Below are 14,959 nucleotides of genomic sequence, written 5' to 3' on the forward strand. Positions count from 1 at the left end.
TGAAAGCCGGATATGCAGCGTGTGGCCCCAGCGACATAACGCCAGGGCGGCAAGCAATGAGACGAGCACAATTTAGCCCTAGTCAGTATGATATGCATTAACAGTTACGCCTGACGACCATAGCATGCGTGAACCACCTGATCCCTTGCCGAACTCAGAAGTGAAACCGCTTAGCGCCGATGGTAGTGTGGGGTCTCCCCATGCGAGAGTAGGTCATCGTCAGGCACTTATTATGAAAAATCCCCCGGGGCTTGCGCCTTGGGGGATTTTTTTTGCCTCACACCTCACACTAACGTGCGATTTTTCGGCATTTTATGCCAAGAATAACAATAGCTTGTGCATTCGGCATGGTATTGTTGCCACGCAGCATCTAGTATTATGCTGCACGTGCCCAGAAGTAAAATCTCAGGAGGAGAAACGGTATGACGACGCAAGTAGCCAAGAAGTTAGCAATCGCTCTATTTATGGCTTTGATGGCGGGCGGACTGATCGCTTGTGACGATCAAGGCCCTGCTGAAGAAGCGGGTGAAAACATTGATGACGCCGCAGAAGATGCCGGTGAGAGCATGGAAGAGCTCGGCGAAGATATGGAAGAGGCGGCCGAGAACTAGGCCAAGCATTTGTTTGATGAGTTAACCGAAGCAGTCGCTGAAAAGCGGCTGCTTTATTGTTTGTATCGCGTCTATTATGGTTAGTCTAAATAACGATAAAAATGAGGTGGCAACGTGCTACTACAACGCGATAAAAGCTTGCTGTTAATGGTCGATTTCCAGGCCGGTTTGCTACCTGTGATCGATGGTGGTCAAGAAGCCGTTAACGAGGCTGCTTGGCTAGGCGAAATGGCGTGCCTGCTTGAGGTGCCGGTTTGGTTAACCGAGCAGTCTCCAGAAAAACTGGGGGGCTCCTCAGCGTCACTGCTCGCCCGCCTAAATGACTATCAGCTCTGGCAGAAACAGCATTTTGGGGCCATGGCGGAAACTGAATTTCGTGAAGCGCTAAACGCAACGGGTAAAACACAGATTGTACTGTGTGGAACAGAAGCGCATATCTGCGTGCTGCAAACGGGATTAGGGCTATTAGAGGCAGGCTACGAGCTGTACTGGCTTAGCGAAGCCTCTGCCAGCCGCCGCCCGCAAGAGGCTGCGTTTGCCCGTGAACGCGCTTGCGCAAGCGGTGCTGTGGCGGTGACAGCGGATATGGTGGCTTATGAGTGGCTACACCGCTGCGATACAGCGCTGTTTAAAGAGGCGCACCAGCGCTTTTTAAAGCCGCGCGCATCACGCCCCGTACGCTTCTATTAGGCCATTCCCTTTAGCGATCGGCTTCTTTACGAATGAAAACGAAGGTATCCCCCTGGGATGCCGATGCATCGAAACGATAGCCTGCCACATCGAACGCCTTGAGCCCATCTGGATCGTTGACCTGTTCCTTGATAAGCCAAGCGCTCATCAGTCCACGTGCTTTTTTGGCGTAGAAGCTGATGATTTTAAAGGTGCCGTTTTTCTCATCTTTAAACACCGGCGTAATGATCCGGGCATTAAGCTGCTTGGTATCTACCGCTTTGAAGTACTCATTGGAGGCGAGATTAACCAGCACGTTGGAGCCGCTTTCCGCAATGGCCTCGTTGAGTGCGGGCGTCAGGATGGGCTTCCAATAGGCATACAGATCCTTACCGGCACTGTTAGGCAGTTTGGTGCCCATCTCCAGCCGGTAGGGCTGAATCAAATCCAGCGGCCGTAGCAGGCCATATAGGCCAGAAAGTATGCGCAGATGTGACTGTGCATAACGATTCTCCGCTTCGCTGAAGTTTTCTGCTTGCAGGCCGGTATAGACGTCGCCCTGAAAAGCCTGCGCAGCGGGTTTGGCATTGCCCAGCGTGAAAGGAGGGCGCCACTCCTCAAAACGCGCCGCATTAAGCCCCGCCAGTTTATCGCTGATACCCATAAGTTCGCTGATTTGCTGCGGCGAGTAGTCGCGCAAAATAGTGATAAGCGCTTGGCTGTGTTTCAGAAAGTCGGGTTGTGACACTTGCTCTGTGGTCGGTGGGGTTTCAAAATCCAGCGTTTTGGCGGGAGAGATAACACTCAGCATCGCATGCTCCTGGTCGTGCCCTGATAAATAAAAGCCTGATATAAGTTGGCTCAGTATACCAAGCCTCGGCAAAGGTCGAGGCTATAGCGGTGATAGCCTTGTGAAAGCCGGCTGTTTTTTTTAAGGGCTGTTGTTAAGGGCAGGGATTCGGCATACGGCGGTGAATATCTTCAATTGCCTCTAGCACTTCGTTGTCCAGCTTGAGGCTCTCGCTGGCAAGATTGCTTTCCAACTGCTCCATGGTGGTCGCACCAATGATATTGCTGGTCAAGAAGCTGCGCGAGTTAACAAACGCCAGCGCCATTTGCGCAGGATCTAGCTCGTGCTTTTCAGCGAGCGCAACGTAAGCCTGGGTGGCGGCTTCGGCTTCAGGCGAGGTGTAGCGCTTGAAGCGTTCATACAGCGTCAAGCGGCCTTTAGGTGGCTGCGCGCCATTCAGATATTTACCTGAGAGTACCCCAAACCCTAGCGGTGAATAAGCAAGTAGGCCGACATCTTCACGGTGGGCGATTTCAGCCAAACCAACTTCAAAAGAGCGGTTGAGAAGGTTATAGGGATTTTGAATAGAGGCTACGCGGGGTAAATCGAGCTTGTCGGCGAGCTGCAGTGAACGCATTACGCCCCAAGGGGTGTCATTAGAGAGCCCTATCGCCCGCACCTTCCCGGCATCAACCAGCTCTTTCAGCGCCGTGAGCGTCTCTTCTAACGGCGTCGCGTCTTCGTCTTCACTATGTACGTAGCCTAGCTTGCCAAAGAAGTTAGTTTGCCGGTCGGGCCAGTGCAACTGGTAAAGGTCGACATAATCGGTATTCAGGCGCTCCAGGCTTGTGTCGATGGCCTGATGAATATGCTCACGGGTTAAACGCGGGCCACCGCGGATATGGTCAAGCCCTGGGCCTGCTGCCTTGGTGGCTATGATCAGATCGTCTCTGGCGCCACGCTGCTTTAGCCAGCTGCCGATATAGCGTTCCGTTAAGCCCTGGGTCTCGGCCATGGGGGGAACGGGGTACATTTCTGCGGTGTCAATAAAATTGATGCCAAACGCCACGGCTCTATCAAGCTGTTCGTGGGCTTCAGCTTCGCTATTTTGCTCGCCAAACGTCATCGTGCCTAAGCAGAGTCGACTCACCTCCAGGCCGGTTCTGCCAAGTGGGCGCGTTTGCATGTTCATCTCCTTACTAAGGCGGAATTGCCATAAGATAAGCCACCATTACCAGGCTGGTAAACGGCGTCTGCATGGCATGGTAGCGAGGCTCTTTGCAAGCAGCAAATTAATGGGGTTGAGTCGTCGCAAAGGCAGGCGTATGCTTGCCAGCCCATCGACCGGCTAAAGGCCGGTTTCTCGTGTGGTTGGCAGCTATCTCATGACTGCTGGCCCAAGGTTCCAACAGATAGGCAGGGTGGTTTGCCATGCTGCAGGCATCAACGTTGTTTACTCGGCTAGAGTTTCGCCTAGCTGAACGGCTGTTTCATAATCACTGGTTGCTGCCGCGTTCACCGCGCACCCAGCGTTTAACGATGCGCTTGTTTAAGCGCTGTGCGGAGGCGGGTCACCCTGACGCGCTCTCCGTTTATGGTCATATGCTGTTTCACCGCAGTCAGACGCCCCAGGACAAAGCGCGCGGCGCGCGGTACGTTCTGGAAGCGGCCCATGCCGGGGATGTAAAGTCACAGTACCAGGTGGCGCAAATCCACGAGCACGGCTGTGCTCAATACCCGCGCCGCGAAGACTATGCGGTCACGTGGTACGCCCGTGCCGCTCAGTCGGGGCACTATCTAGCGGCGGAGCGGCTTGCCCGCGCTTATCGTCTGGGTGAGCTAGGCTTGGCGGTAGATGGCGAGCGAGCGGCTTACTGGCAGCGACAGGCGGATCAGTCGACACTAAATGATGTGGCCGCTGCATGAAGCGTTACCGCGTTTTGATTGAGTGAGGAAGGTTGTGTCCGAGACGCTACCCACAGTACTAGATATTGAAGCGTCCGGATTTGGGCGTGGCAGTTACCCCATCGAAGTAGGCATCGCCCGCGCCGACGGAAGCTGCTGCGCTTTTCTCATTCAACCGCTGGAGGAGTGGACGCACTGGGATCCTAAAGCCGAGTTGCTGCACGGCATTACGCGTGAGCGCCTTGTTCAAGAGGGCTACCCGGTACGCCAGGTCGCCCACTGGCTGAACGATGAGCTGCGCGAGCTGGGTAAGGCGTACAGCGATAGCTGGGGTTACGACAATACCTGGCTATCGCTGCTCTTTCATCACGCGGGTATGCTGCCGCGGTTTCGCCTTGAGGCGTTAAGAATTTTGCTGAGCGAGGAGCAGCAGGCAGTGTGGAGCGACACCAAAGAAGCGTTGATCGCCGCACGGGGTATTCACCGCCACCGGGCAGGTGAAGATGCCCGCTTACTGCAGCTTACCTATCAGCATACCCGCAAGCTCACCGAGCACCCGGGACGTTAGTAACTCTCCCTCTCATCAGCTTTATAGTTTGGCTTCCAGCGCCTCAAGCAAGTCATGGGGTGACGGCGCGTCTAACAGCATCTCGCGGGTGGGAGATGCCAAAAAGCCATGATTAACCGTGCTGTCTAAAAAAGTCAGCAGCGGCGAATAGAACTCGTCAATGTTCAGCAACCCCATGGGTTTTTCATGCAGGCCCAGATAGCCCCATGTCCATATTTCAAACAGCTCTTCCAAGGTGCCGATCCCGCCAGGTAAGGCAATAAACGCATCGGCGTTGGCCGCCATGGTGGCTTTGCGTTCGTGCATATTGCGCACCCGAATCAGATCACTTAAGCCAAAGTGGGCCTGTTCGCGCTCCACCAGGTGGTCGGGCATGACACCTATGACTTCACCACCAGCCTCAAGTGCTGCGTTAGCCAGCTCGCCCATCAGGCCAACACGTGCTCCGCCATATACCAGAGTATGGCCGCGTTCAGCGAGCGTGCGTCCCAGTTGATTGGTCGCCTGGCGGAAGGCAGGGCTGTTACCTTCACGGGAGCCAAGATAAACGCAAATTCGAGCCATTCGTTTATTCCCTATCGTTAAAAAATGAGCGTAGCTAAAATGGTAGCCAAAAAGACCACGAGCTTACCAAGGGGGTTAGGGTAAACAGCGGTCTACCTGGTAGTGCTCATCCATCCACTGCCCAATCACATTGTCACCGCAAAGGTGGTGGGCGTATTGGGTGTGCAGGCAGCGTATCTGGTGCCAGTTGCTGATTCCGCCAATACCACGCTCGGTCATCACCTTGGTGTAACCTAGCTTAGCGACTTCTGCACGCTGAGCATCGCTCATAGCGTCCCAGCGGGCGGTCACATAGTCGCGATGGCTCTGTTGGTAAGCCTCAAGAAATTCGGGCTCTTCCTGTAGGCGTTGTTCGAGTGCTTTGATAACCCCAACGGCTTCGATGCGGGAAATCTCAACTTTCAGCACATCAGAACAGAGCCAATACAGGGTAGGAAAGGGTTTACTATCAACAATCGGCGCCATGCGCAGTACTAGCGGCGTACCTTCACCGTCGGTGGCGGCGACCGCTTCGATGCCACGCGGTGCGCGGCCAAGCTGCTGGGCAATAATGGCGAGCTGACGTTCGTCAGGCGCTTGGTTGGTGCGTATCACCATTGGGTTGGTCTCTCACGAACGGTCGTCTTGAACAAATTTAGTCGAGCGGCCAACGGCACGGAAAAAGCAGCGATTGAGCTGTTCAGGCGACGCGACATAGCACCACGTCCGCTCACAGTATTCAGCGGCTCGTGCCATTAGCACGTCATAAAGGCGATTGAAGGGGGCATCATAATCGTAGGGGTCGGCACCAAACAAGCGGATATGCGGATAGTCGGCAAAGCGCTCAATAAAATAGCGCTCAAGGTCTGCCTCCACGGCGCGATGCTGGGCGACGTTGTCAGGGTCTATCCAGAGGTTGTAGCGGATTGCCATTATCAGGCTCCTGTTGCCCCGTCAGCGCGGGGCAGCGTCAATCAGGCGGGCTCAGGCGCGTCTTGCAGATGTGACGTTAGCGCCTCGCGCAGGTCACCCTCAATAGGCATGGCGCACTTGGCCTGATGGTCATACTGCACCATAACGGTATGCCCTAGGTTAGTGAGCTTGCCATGCTGCCGCGCCTCTTGGGTCACCGTAAACGAGCTATTGCCTAATCGCGTTAAGTAAGTCCGTATTTCGATATCGTGACCGTAAAACAGTTCAGCACGGTAGTCGACCTCCATACGGGCCATAATCAAGCGCCACTGCTTAGGGTTTAAGTCAGGGGTGAAGAGTTTGAACAGGTCATTGCGGGCAAGCTCAAACCATGCGGGCAAGCGGGTGTTATTGATATGCCCTAAAGCGTCGGTATCGTAAAACGCAGGCTCAATGGTGCGGGTAAACATGACGTATCCTTATTGTTATGCGGGGTTAGGAGTGGTTATTGGCATCACAGGGTTATTCAGGATTACCCCAAGCAAGCGCTTGGTCAAGTGCTTGCTTATACTAAACGCAGCCCCTGTTGGTCGCGCCAGGCGGCCTCTAGCGCCTCTTCCAGAGGCGCTTTTAAGTGCGCAGGGAGCGCTTCATGCGCCGCTTGCAGTGAATCAAACGAACGGTTGCGCAGCCAGCAGTACGCCCAGGCGCAGGCTTCAGCGTCGCTATCGGGGGTTGGGCGAGCGGGCATTTGATTGAGCAGAAAAACCGCCGTGCGCGGCGCCCATAGCGGCATTTCCCCTAGCTCATCTTGGCTCCACTGCTCAAGGGTGGCGCCGCTGGGCGTGGCATCAGGCGTGCCTAATTTCGCTACCCGCGCTGTTTCAGCCAAAATAAGCGCTAGTTGGTCACTATCCGCTTGGCCTAACGAGCGCCATTGCCGCAGCAGCGCAGATAGCCCAGCGCGCATCTTGGTATAAAAGTCATCTTGCGGCATGCTTGGCACAACCCCTATTCAATGAGTGAGATTTGTCATGGCCTACGATTTTGCCACGCCTGTGGAGCGACGCCACCCAGAAGGTGGCTGGGCATCGCAAAAGTGGCACCGTTACGGCGACGATGTGTTACCCCTTTGGGTCGCCGATATGGATTTTCGCTCCCCGCCCGCGGTGATTGATGCCTTGCAGGCCAGGGTGGCCCACGGTGTCTATGGCTATGGCGAAGTGCCTGCTACGTTAACAGAAACCCTGTGTCAGTGGAGCGCACACCACTATGACTGGCCTATTCAGCCGGCGTGGCAGCAGTGGCTGCCGGGCGTCGTGCCGGCCTTGCACCTGGCGGCGTTAGCGCTGACCGAACCAGGTGACGGTGTATTGACGGTGGCGCCTATCTACCCGCCATTTTTAGAGGTTGCAAAGCGCACCGGGCGACTGCCCCAGCAAGCGATGCTAGCAGCGCCTTCAACCCCCAATGGTTCTTGGCAGCTCGATATTGCTGCCTTGGAGGCCGCTATTACGCCGCGTACGCGCTTGCTGCTGTGGTGCCAACCCCACAACCCTACGGGGCGAGTATGGCGGCATGAGGAGCTTGCTGCGCTGGTTGAGCTGATTGAGCGCCACGACCTGTGGGTGGTCTCCGATGAGCTGCACTGTGACCTTTTATTAGAAGAAGGCGCCCAGCACCGCCCGTTAGCCGCGGCATTTCCTCTATTAGCGAAGCGCACCATTACACTATGGGCACCGTCGAAAACCTTTAACCTAGCGGGTTTAACCAGCGCTTGTGCGGTGATTCCCGATTCTGCACTGCGTGAGCGGTTTGCAGCGGCTACCAAAGGGCTACTTCCCGATGGAAACGTGCTCGGCTTGGTCGCGGCGGAAGCAGCGTATCGACATGGTGAGCCGTGGCGCCAGGAACTGTTAAGCGTGCTACGTGAACATCGTGGGACGCTGCAGGCGCGCGTAGCGGCTTGGCCGGGCGTGCGCTGGAGTGCGCCGGAGTCGACCTATCTAGCTTGGCTGGATATGCGCGAGGTAGGGCTAGGCGATGCGCCGCATAAGACGCTGCTAAAAGAGGCGGGAGTAGCGCTTTCGGATGGGGCGGCCTTTGGCAGCCCCGGCTTTGTGCGGCTTAACTTTGGTACCACCGCTTCCCAGCTGGAAGCAGCGCTGTCACGTATGGATTCCCTGCTGAAGCGGAATTGAAAGCCTTCAGAAGATCTTAGTACAGCATTGCAAAGAGTTTACGGCGGTAAGCTACGGTCAGCGGGTGGTCGGCGCCCAGGGCGTCGAACACCTGCAGCAGCGTTTTGCGCGCCGCGTCATCGTTATAGGCGCGATCCTGCTTCATCAGCGCCAGCAGCGCTTCGAGCCCTTCATCGTAATGACCGTCGGCCACTTGGCGCAGGGCGCGCTGGTACTGCGCTTCGCTATCGGTACGATCACCCAGGGCCGCAATCTCTTCTGCTGAGAGTGCCTGCTCGCTAAACTCGATGCTGGCGCGTACGCCACGCGCAGGTGCCGCGTCGCGCTCTTCCGGGGGCAGGTTATCGAGTACTTCACGGGCCTCACTGCCGCGCCCTTCGGCCACCAATACCCGTGCGAAGGCTACCTGGTAGGCATAGTGCTCTGGATACTGGCCCATCAGGGTTTGATATATCTCGTGGGCAGCGGCGGTGTCACCGGATTTAAGCGCTTCTTCCGCCTGCTCTTCCGGGGTGGGCGGCGCTTCACCGGTGGCTGGGAAGTAGCGATTGAGCCACTCGCGCACTTCTTTCTCCGGCAACGCACCCTGGAAGCCATCCACTAGGCCGCCTTGGCTAATCAGCTTCACATCGGGCACTGAACGCACGCCCAATTGGCCGCCGATTTCGGGGTTTGCTTCAATATCGAGTTTGCCGAGCAGAAAAGCGCCTGCGTACTCAACCACCAGCTTCTCTAGCACCGTGAGGAGAGTGCTGCTGCTAGCGTTGGACGGCGAGTAGCAGCCCAGTAGCACCGGCACCTGCATGGAGGCTTCCAGCACCTGCTGAATATTGCCAGCATTGAGCTCGATAATAACTTCTTCAGGGCGCACCGCTGCCTGGTTAGCGTCAGGCGCGGGAGCGTCGGCATTTCCGGTATCCGCAGTTAGCGGTTTACCTGAGCGGGGATCAATAATCTGCATGGGTAGACTCGGCATCAAAAAATGAACAATAGTTCCCCATGATATGCAGGCATATGCCGGTGGATTCAAGGAAAAGAAGGGAAATAAAACTCACTGCTAGTGGGTTTCAAGCGGCGTGAACTTGATAAAACAGAAACTGGGCGCGGTTAGGCGCCCTGGTGGAGCTACTGTTTCTGGCACTGCTTCTGAGATTGTTTCTGAAATTGCTTAAGGAATGATGCGCTCCGCGCGTAGGCGGGCGAACAGGTCGAAAAACGCTGCGCGTGTTTCGCGGAAGTGGTCAAAGCCGAAGTCACGGGACTTGGTGACATCGTTGACGCACTCAAGCTCGCGCCCCAGGTCGGCATCGGTGTGCCACCAGGAAGCCAGTTGGGTGACATCGGCTTCAACGAGCTCTTTTTGTTTGGCAATCTCGGCCCAGGTAGGCGCAATATCGGCCATTTGCGTCTCTAGCGGCTGCGGTGTTTCCGGGCAGTCCGCTACTTCGAGCTCGAAGAATTCGCCAATTTCATGCCACAGTCGACGCCAGCGGAATACATCGCCATTGACCGTGTTAAAGGCTTCATTGTGGACGCCGGGCGTGGTCGCCGCCCACTCCATCTGCCGCGCTAACACCAGCGAATCGGTTAGATCGGTCAAGGCGTTCCACTGCACCTGCGAGCCAGGGAAGGTGAACGGTTTACCCGTTGCCTTGCAGATAGAGGCGTAAACCGCCAGCGTCACGCCCATGTTCATGGCGTTACCCCGGGCATAGCCGATCACCGTGTGCGGACGGTGCACGTTCCAGCTAAAGCCGTCACGCTCCGCCGTCGCGAACATGATGTCTTCGAGGGTGTAGTAGAAGTTCTCGCCAGGGACGCGGGGGGCTGATTCACGAAACGGCGTCTCGGTTTTACCGCTACCGTAGTTCTCAAAGGCACCCAGGTACTGCTTGGTGCCAGTCACCAACGAGACGTGCGCCAAGCTTGCGCCCTGCAGAGCGTCGAGCAAGTTGTGCATCATTGCGCCGTTGGCCTCGACGTTAGCCTTTTCATTGTCACGACGCACCCAAGTGCAATAAAACACGTGGTGATGGGTAGCCCCGCCAATGCTTCAGAGGTGGCCTCGCGATCTAGCAGATCGGCAGCGACGGGAATGACTCCTGCTTGATCAGAGGGGCGACGAGATAATCCGTAGACACTCCACCCGCTAGCGGTGAGGTAGCTGGCTAGGTTGCCGCCGGTAATACCGGTAGCGCCGACGACTAATGCTGTGCCTTTGCGCATGGTTAACTCCTTTTGCAGACAAGTTTTTCGGAACGGGCAGCGGACATGTGCTTTGTGTCCGATGAAAAGCAGTCTGGTCTCCAAGGATCATTGCTACAATTGGAAAAATCGGAAATCTTTATTGCGGGAGGAGCAACTTGATGGATCTCAATGCGCTACGTATCTTTGAGCGCGTCGCCGCGACCGGCAGCTTTACCGTCACTGCACGTCATTTTCATCGGGCGGTGTCGTCGGTCTCACGTCAGATTGCCTCTTTAGAGGAGGCGCTTGGCCAGCAGCTGTTCTACCGCCATACCCGGGCTGTGACGCTGACCGAAGCGGGGTGGCGCTACTATCAGGAAGTTCGCGAGATACTGGAGCGGCTCGACCTGGCGACCGAAGCGCTAATGGCGCCCAATACCGAGCCTAGCGGCGTGCTACGTCTCAACGCCCCGGTGGCTTTCGGCCAGCGCCAAATCGTGCCGATCCTGCATCACTTCCAGCGCCGCTACCCGGCGATCAAAGCCGAACTGATGTTGACCGATCAACTGACCGACCCGGTGCGCGAGGGCATCGATATCACCTTTCGCGTTGGGGCATTGGCGGATTCCACCTTGGTGGCGCGCCGCCTAGCGCCAATGAATTATGTGGTGGCCGCGGCGCCCGACTATTTGCAACGTTGTGGTACGCCCACCCGCCCGGACGATCTGAGCCAGCATGACTGCTTACTCTACCAGGGCGAAATGGGCCGCCAGCGCTGGTATTTCAATACTGCTAATCAGTCACAAGCCTGCACTTATAAAGTCGACGGCAGCCTCTACAGCAACGATGCCGGAAGTTTGGTGCGCGCCGCATTAATGGGGCAGGGGCTGGTGATGTTTCCCACCTGGCTGATCGCTGACGAATTGGCATCCGGCGCACTGGTGCCGATACTCGAAGCGTGGGAGTGCGAAGTTATGCCGGGCAGGCGCGAGATCCACGTGCTCTATGCTCAGCGTCGCCTACACAACCGTAAGGTAAGCGCTTTTCTGGAGCACCTTTTTGAGATGGTTGGGTCTACACCAGATTGGGATCGCTGGCGTGAACAGCAGGATTAGCGCCGATAATACAGAGAAGATGTCTGAGAACGTTTAACCTGCAACTGCACATGCAAAAACCGTCAATCTTCACGCATGGCTCGGGCCAACATGTCGTTGATGGGTTTGGCCAAGTAGCTCGAAAAACTTCTTTCGCCTGTACGCAGCATCACTTCAGCTGGCATACCAGCGAGCAATTTCATGGTTTCGGTCATGTTTTCTTGCCCTACGGTGGTGACGCGCAGGCGCACCTTATAATAGCGGGCCCGGGTCGCTTCATCCTCGAAACTGTTGGCACTGACGTGGATAACCTCGCCGTCGATGATATTTGAAAGGCGCTGGTTGAAAGCGCTGAAACGTATCTCGGCAGGCTGGCCCATATAAAGGTGGTCGATATCATGGTCTGGCACCTTGGCTTCTACAATAAAGCCCACATCGGTTGGCACAATATCAAGCAGAGGGTCACCGGAACGGATAACGCCGCCCAGCGTATGCACTTTCAGCCCTACCACCGTTCCCGACACCGGTGCCAGCACCTCCGTGCGGTTCACCTTATCCATTAGGGCGGTGAGACGTTCTTCGGCGTCGGCCACTTCGGCTTGGGTCTGGCGTAGGGCTTCGCCTACCTGCTGCTGAAACTCCTGCAGGCGAACCTGTTTTTGCAGCGCATTTTCACTGATTTGCGAATGCAGGCGGGCGACTTCTGAGGCGTGCTGGGCATTGATGCTTTGATATTCGAGGCTCTCGCGCTCCAGTTCGTGCATCCGCTGACTGCTGATCATGCCGTTTTGAAACAGTTTTCGGTGGTTGGCGGCGTCGCCCTCAAGCGAGCTGATACGGCGCTGATTGATGGTCTGGGTATTGATCAACCCCTCAATCTGCTCATTCATTTGCACCATCTGTTCATCAAGAGAAGCAAGCGTGCTTGTGAGCGACTCCCGTCGGGAATCGAATAAACGGCGTTGTACTTCAAGCACCTCCCTCACACGGGGATAGTCCGAGGTGGTCAACTCCTCGGGAAAGTGGAGCGTTTCGGCGTCGCTCAACTCAGCCAGTAGTCGGATTTCGGTCGCTCGGCTGATGAGATAGTCAGAGCGGGTGACCCGCAGCTGTGAGCGTACCTGGGTATCGTCCAACACCATCAGGATATCGCCCGTTTCAACATGATCACCATCTTCTACCTCGATACTTTTGACGATACCGCCTTCCAAGTGCTGCACGGTCTTGGTGAAGCTCTCTACTGATACGGAGCCTGGCGCCACAACCGAGACCGCAAGGTTAGCGAACACTGACCAACTGCCAAAGCCACCCACGGCGATAATCAGGATGGCGATCCCCAGTCGGCGGTAGCGTGTATCCTCAACCGGCAGCGCATCGGGTTTCTCAGCGGCGGTATTGTTGTCTGGTGACTTTTGCAGGTTCATGACCGAGCCTCCTCGCCGCCATGGCGGCCGCGTGCACTGGGTTTAAGCGACGTCACGCGCTGGGGCGACACGGGTCGGCCACCGTCAGCTGTCATTTGGGTCACCGGCGCTACTCTAGTGGGTGGTTTAAGTGAGGCGATCTGGCCCTCTTTCAACACTAATACCCGATCAACATTTCTCAGCAGGAGCGAGCGATGAGTAATGATTAGTGCTGTGGTGCCTTCCTGACGCAGCCGAACCAGACAGTGGGCAAGCGAGTGCTCCCCGGCATCGTCCAGATTGGCATCGGGCTCGTCCAGAACTATCAGTACGGGTTGGCCATACAGCGCCCGCGCCAGGCCGATACGCTGGCGCTGGCCTGCGGAGAGGGCATTACCGCCATGGGAGAGCCAAGTGTCATAGCCGTTCGGCTGTTCGAGAATCATGTCATGCACACCGGCTCTCTGCGCCGCCAGTACCACTGCTTCAGGGTCGACTTCGTCAAAGCGAGCAATATTCTCCGAGATCGTGCCATCGAAGAGTTCAATATCCTGGGGCAGGTAGCCAATGTGGGGCCCCAGTGCCATGCGGTTCCACTGGGTGATATCGGCGCCATCCAGGCGAACACAGCCGAACTGACTCGGCCAAATACCCAGCGCCACACGCGCAAGCGTCGACTTGCCGGAGGCGCTGGGCCCCACGATGGCGATGTGCTCGCCCTTGGCGATGGTTAGGTTGATATCGCGTAGGGTGGCCAGCTTCTGTCCGGGCGGCGCTGCCGTGACGCCATCAAGCGCGAGACGCCCCTTAGGTTTGGGAAGTGGCATGCGCGGCTCTTCAGCAGGTATCGCCGCCAGTAGCTCCCCTAGGCGCGCCTTGGCGGTACGAGCGCCAGCAAACCCCTTCCAGCCGTTAATCATTTGATCGATAGGCGCCAGTGCCCGCCCCATCAGAATAGATCCGGCAATCATCATGCCGGGCGTCAGGTCTCCCCCAAGTACCAGATAAGCCCCTAAGCCAAGAATCAACGACTGGAACATCAGCCTTAGCACCTTGGAGGTGTTGGTGATCAGCCCGGCTCTATCGCTGGCTCTGGATTGCAGAACCAGGTATTCGCGATGGCGAGCGCTCCACCGCCCCATGATCCCGGGCAGCATACCCATGGCGTGGAGCACCTCTGCGTTTCTCAGATTGCTGTTGGCTAAGTCCTGGGACATCACATGCTGACTGTTGGCATCGTTCAGAAGCGATTTGGTGGTGACTTCGTTAATGATGGCAAGTGTCGCCAGGATGATGCCTGCCCCCAAGGCGAAGAGCCCAAACCAGGGATGGAACAGCGCAAGCACACCGATATAGATCGGTACCCAAGGGGCATCGAAGAAAGCAAACAGGCCATTGCCGGAAAGAAATTGACGAAGTGTCGTCAGGTCATTCAACGGTTGCGCCGAGGGCTTGCCGGGCATCATCAGTGAGCGTTTAAACATGGCCGAATACAAACGCTGACTGATCTGTACATCGAGTTTGTTACCGATCCTTACGAGTATGCGCGAACGCATTAACTCTAGCCCGCCCATGACCACAAAAAGAAAGACCACAACCAGGGTCAGCATCAGCAGTGTTTCCTGGCTTCGTGTGGTGATGACCCGGTCGTAAACCTGCAGCATGTAGAGGGGCGGCACGAGCATCAGCAAGTTAATAAACAAACTGAATAGGCCAACGTAAAGGAAACTGCTTCGGCAGGTGCTCAGCACTTTCTGCAGATCTGTCCCCTCGCGTGAATTCAACATGGCTGAGCTCCAGGGCATTGTTGGATGGTTCTTTAGGCCCAGCTATGACTAACAACCGCACCTTTGTCAGTCAGTAATGTGGGTCACCATGAAAGGGGCATCGCCTGTTGACCACCTACCTATCTTGAAAGCAATGCCACTCTTTTGTAATCAATATGTAATTTATTTGTTATTTATCGTATCAGTTTATTTTTAAAGGCAGCTATTAATTTTTTAGTTTTGTTTGAGGTGATAAGTAGTGTGCGTTTTTTCTAATCGGTGAGATTCACCGTCAGGCGAGGGGGTATTT

At 56.1% G+C, this 14,959-nt stretch carries 18 protein-coding genes and 1 rRNA gene; 7 read left to right on the forward strand and 12 right to left on the reverse strand.

Annotation, left to right across the window (positions count from 1 at the left end; translation table 11 throughout):
* Positions 1-109 precede the first annotated feature (109 nt).
* The 3 genes from rrf (at position 110) to OM794_RS02265 (ending at position 1,301) form a co-directional block, all read left to right on the forward strand.
* Positions 110-225, forward strand: a 5S ribosomal RNA gene (rrf, locus tag OM794_RS02255).
* A 197-nt stretch (positions 226-422) separates the two neighbouring features.
* Complete coding sequence (locus tag OM794_RS02260) at positions 423-611, forward strand: hypothetical protein (protein WP_088698775.1); 189 nt, start codon at positions 423-425, stop codon at positions 609-611.
* A gap of 114 nt (positions 612-725) precedes the next feature.
* Positions 726-1,301 (forward strand): isochorismatase family protein, encoded by a 576-nt coding sequence (locus tag OM794_RS02265; RefSeq protein WP_226250046.1) that lies wholly within the window; start codon positions 726-728, stop codon positions 1,299-1,301.
* 10 nt (positions 1,302-1,311) lie between these two features.
* Here OM794_RS02265 and yaaA read toward each other — a convergent pair whose 3' ends face one another.
* Positions 1,312-2,091: a peroxide stress protein YaaA gene (gene yaaA / locus OM794_RS02270; RefSeq protein ID WP_226250047.1), complete on the reverse strand. Its 780-nt coding sequence runs from the start codon at positions 2,089-2,091 to the stop codon at positions 1,312-1,314.
* A 133-nt stretch (positions 2,092-2,224) separates the two neighbouring features.
* On the reverse strand, positions 2,225-3,256 hold the full coding sequence (locus OM794_RS02275; protein ID WP_226250048.1) for an NADP(H)-dependent aldo-keto reductase: 1,032 nt from the start codon (positions 3,254-3,256) through the stop codon (positions 2,225-2,227).
* A gap of 245 nt (positions 3,257-3,501) precedes the next feature.
* Here OM794_RS02275 and OM794_RS02280 point away from each other — a divergent pair, with 245 nt between their 5' ends.
* Positions 3,502-3,996: a tetratricopeptide repeat protein gene (locus OM794_RS02280; RefSeq protein WP_226250049.1), complete on the forward strand. Its 495-nt coding sequence runs from the start codon at positions 3,502-3,504 to the stop codon at positions 3,994-3,996.
* 34 nt (positions 3,997-4,030) lie between these two features.
* On the forward strand, positions 4,031-4,543 hold the full coding sequence (locus OM794_RS02285; protein WP_226250050.1) for a hypothetical protein: 513 nt from the start codon (positions 4,031-4,033) through the stop codon (positions 4,541-4,543).
* Positions 4,544-4,564: 21 nt separating this feature from the next.
* Here the strand turns inward: OM794_RS02285 and OM794_RS02290 are convergent, their stop codons facing one another.
* The 5 genes from OM794_RS02290 to OM794_RS02310 form a co-directional block, all read right to left on the reverse strand.
* On the reverse strand, positions 4,565-5,107 hold the full coding sequence (locus OM794_RS02290) for a TIGR00730 family Rossman fold protein (protein WP_226250051.1): 543 nt from the start codon (positions 5,105-5,107) through the stop codon (positions 4,565-4,567).
* Between the two features lie 75 nt (positions 5,108-5,182).
* Positions 5,183-5,704, reverse strand: a complete 522-nt coding sequence (locus OM794_RS02295) for a DUF501 domain-containing protein (protein ID WP_226250052.1) — start codon at positions 5,702-5,704, stop codon at positions 5,183-5,185.
* Between the two features lie 12 nt (positions 5,705-5,716).
* On the reverse strand, positions 5,717-6,019 hold the full coding sequence (locus OM794_RS02300) for a hypothetical protein (protein WP_007111787.1): 303 nt from the start codon (positions 6,017-6,019) through the stop codon (positions 5,717-5,719).
* 41 nt (positions 6,020-6,060) lie between these two features.
* Positions 6,061-6,468, reverse strand: a complete 408-nt coding sequence (locus OM794_RS02305; RefSeq protein WP_035576454.1) for an acyl-CoA thioesterase — start codon at positions 6,466-6,468, stop codon at positions 6,061-6,063.
* Positions 6,469-6,563: 95 nt separating this feature from the next.
* The gene (locus tag OM794_RS02310; protein WP_226250053.1) at positions 6,564-6,995 is read right to left on the reverse strand and encodes a hypothetical protein; all 432 of its coding nucleotides are present in this window, start codon (positions 6,993-6,995) and stop codon (positions 6,564-6,566) included.
* Positions 6,996-7,032: 37 nt separating this feature from the next.
* On the opposite strand from OM794_RS02310, the gene OM794_RS02315 reads away from it, so the two are divergent.
* The gene (locus OM794_RS02315; protein ID WP_226250054.1) at positions 7,033-8,199 is read left to right on the forward strand and encodes a MalY/PatB family protein; all 1,167 of its coding nucleotides are present in this window, start codon (positions 7,033-7,035) and stop codon (positions 8,197-8,199) included.
* 16 nt (positions 8,200-8,215) lie between these two features.
* Here OM794_RS02315 and OM794_RS02320 read toward each other — a convergent pair whose 3' ends face one another.
* The 3 genes from OM794_RS02320 to OM794_RS02330 all read right to left on the reverse strand — a co-directional run bounded on the left by OM794_RS02320 (position 8,216) and on the right by OM794_RS02330 (position 10,425).
* Complete coding sequence (locus tag OM794_RS02320; protein ID WP_226250055.1) at positions 8,216-9,160, reverse strand: co-chaperone YbbN; 945 nt, start codon at positions 9,158-9,160, stop codon at positions 8,216-8,218.
* 207 nt (positions 9,161-9,367) lie between these two features.
* Positions 9,368-10,225, reverse strand: a complete 858-nt coding sequence (locus OM794_RS02325; RefSeq protein ID WP_413927725.1) for an SDR family oxidoreductase — start codon at positions 10,223-10,225, stop codon at positions 9,368-9,370.
* Entirely contained in the window at positions 10,159-10,425 is a 267-nt protein-coding gene (locus OM794_RS02330) for an NAD-dependent epimerase/dehydratase family protein (RefSeq protein WP_265154235.1), read from the reverse strand. Before OM794_RS02330 ends, OM794_RS02325 begins: the two co-directional genes overlap by 67 nt.
* Positions 10,426-10,565: 140 nt before the next feature.
* Between OM794_RS02330 and OM794_RS02335 the strand changes: the two genes are divergently transcribed.
* Positions 10,566-11,501, forward strand: coding sequence for a LysR family transcriptional regulator (locus OM794_RS02335; protein WP_226250057.1), 936 nt, complete (start codon positions 10,566-10,568; stop codon positions 11,499-11,501).
* 62 nt (positions 11,502-11,563) lie between these two features.
* On the opposite strand, the gene OM794_RS02340 is transcribed toward OM794_RS02335, so the two are convergent.
* Both OM794_RS02340 and OM794_RS02345 read right to left on the reverse strand, forming a co-directional pair.
* Positions 11,564-12,904 carry an HlyD family type I secretion periplasmic adaptor subunit gene (locus OM794_RS02340; RefSeq protein ID WP_226250058.1) on the reverse strand — a complete coding sequence of 447 codons (1,341 nt, stop codon included), beginning with the start codon at positions 12,902-12,904 and terminating at the stop codon, positions 11,564-11,566.
* Complete coding sequence (locus tag OM794_RS02345) at positions 12,901-14,670, reverse strand: type I secretion system permease/ATPase (protein WP_226250059.1); 1,770 nt, start codon at positions 14,668-14,670, stop codon at positions 12,901-12,903. Before OM794_RS02345 ends, OM794_RS02340 begins: the two co-directional genes overlap by 4 nt.
* Positions 14,671-14,959 lie beyond the last annotated feature (289 nt).

Origin of the sequence: Halomonas sp. BDJS001, assembly GCF_026104355.1 — a bacterium.
GTDB lineage: Bacteria > Pseudomonadota > Gammaproteobacteria > Pseudomonadales > Halomonadaceae > Vreelandella.

What these genes read in the sequence shown, in the direction of transcription:
- OM794_RS02340 (WP_226250058.1), bottom strand. Translation starts at nt 12,904, where the DNA reads ATGAACCTGCAAAAGTCACCAGACAACAATACCGCCGCTGAGAAACCC.
- OM794_RS02290 (WP_226250051.1), bottom strand. Translation starts at nt 5,107, where the DNA reads ATGGCTCGAATTTGCGTTTATCTTGGCTCCCGTGAAGGTAACAGCCCT.
- OM794_RS02310 (WP_226250053.1), bottom strand. Translation starts at nt 6,995, where the DNA reads ATGCCGCAAGATGACTTTTATACCAAGATGCGCGCTGGGCTATCTGCG.
- OM794_RS02275 (WP_226250048.1), bottom strand. Translation starts at nt 3,256, where the DNA reads ATGCAAACGCGCCCACTTGGCAGAACCGGCCTGGAGGTGAGTCGACTC.
- yaaA (WP_226250047.1), bottom strand. Translation starts at nt 2,091, where the DNA reads ATGCTGAGTGTTATCTCTCCCGCCAAAACGCTGGATTTTGAAACCCCA.
- OM794_RS02315 (WP_226250054.1), top strand. Translation starts at nt 7,033, where the DNA reads ATGGCCTACGATTTTGCCACGCCTGTGGAGCGACGCCACCCAGAAGGT.
- OM794_RS02300 (WP_007111787.1), bottom strand. Translation starts at nt 6,019, where the DNA reads ATGGCAATCCGCTACAACCTCTGGATAGACCCTGACAACGTCGCCCAG.
- OM794_RS02320 (WP_226250055.1), bottom strand. Translation starts at nt 9,160, where the DNA reads ATGCAGATTATTGATCCCCGCTCAGGTAAACCGCTAACTGCGGATACC.
- OM794_RS02305 (WP_035576454.1), bottom strand. Translation starts at nt 6,468, where the DNA reads ATGTTTACCCGCACCATTGAGCCTGCGTTTTACGATACCGACGCTTTA.
- OM794_RS02295 (WP_226250052.1), bottom strand. Translation starts at nt 5,704, where the DNA reads ATGGTGATACGCACCAACCAAGCGCCTGACGAACGTCAGCTCGCCATT.
- OM794_RS02330 (WP_265154235.1), bottom strand. Translation starts at nt 10,425, where the DNA reads ATGCGCAAAGGCACAGCATTAGTCGTCGGCGCTACCGGTATTACCGGC.
- OM794_RS02260 (WP_088698775.1), top strand. Translation starts at nt 423, where the DNA reads ATGACGACGCAAGTAGCCAAGAAGTTAGCAATCGCTCTATTTATGGCT.
- OM794_RS02335 (WP_226250057.1), top strand. Translation starts at nt 10,566, where the DNA reads ATGGATCTCAATGCGCTACGTATCTTTGAGCGCGTCGCCGCGACCGGC.
- OM794_RS02280 (WP_226250049.1), top strand. Translation starts at nt 3,502, where the DNA reads ATGCTGCAGGCATCAACGTTGTTTACTCGGCTAGAGTTTCGCCTAGCT.
- OM794_RS02345 (WP_226250059.1), bottom strand. Translation starts at nt 14,670, where the DNA reads ATGTTGAATTCACGCGAGGGGACAGATCTGCAGAAAGTGCTGAGCACC.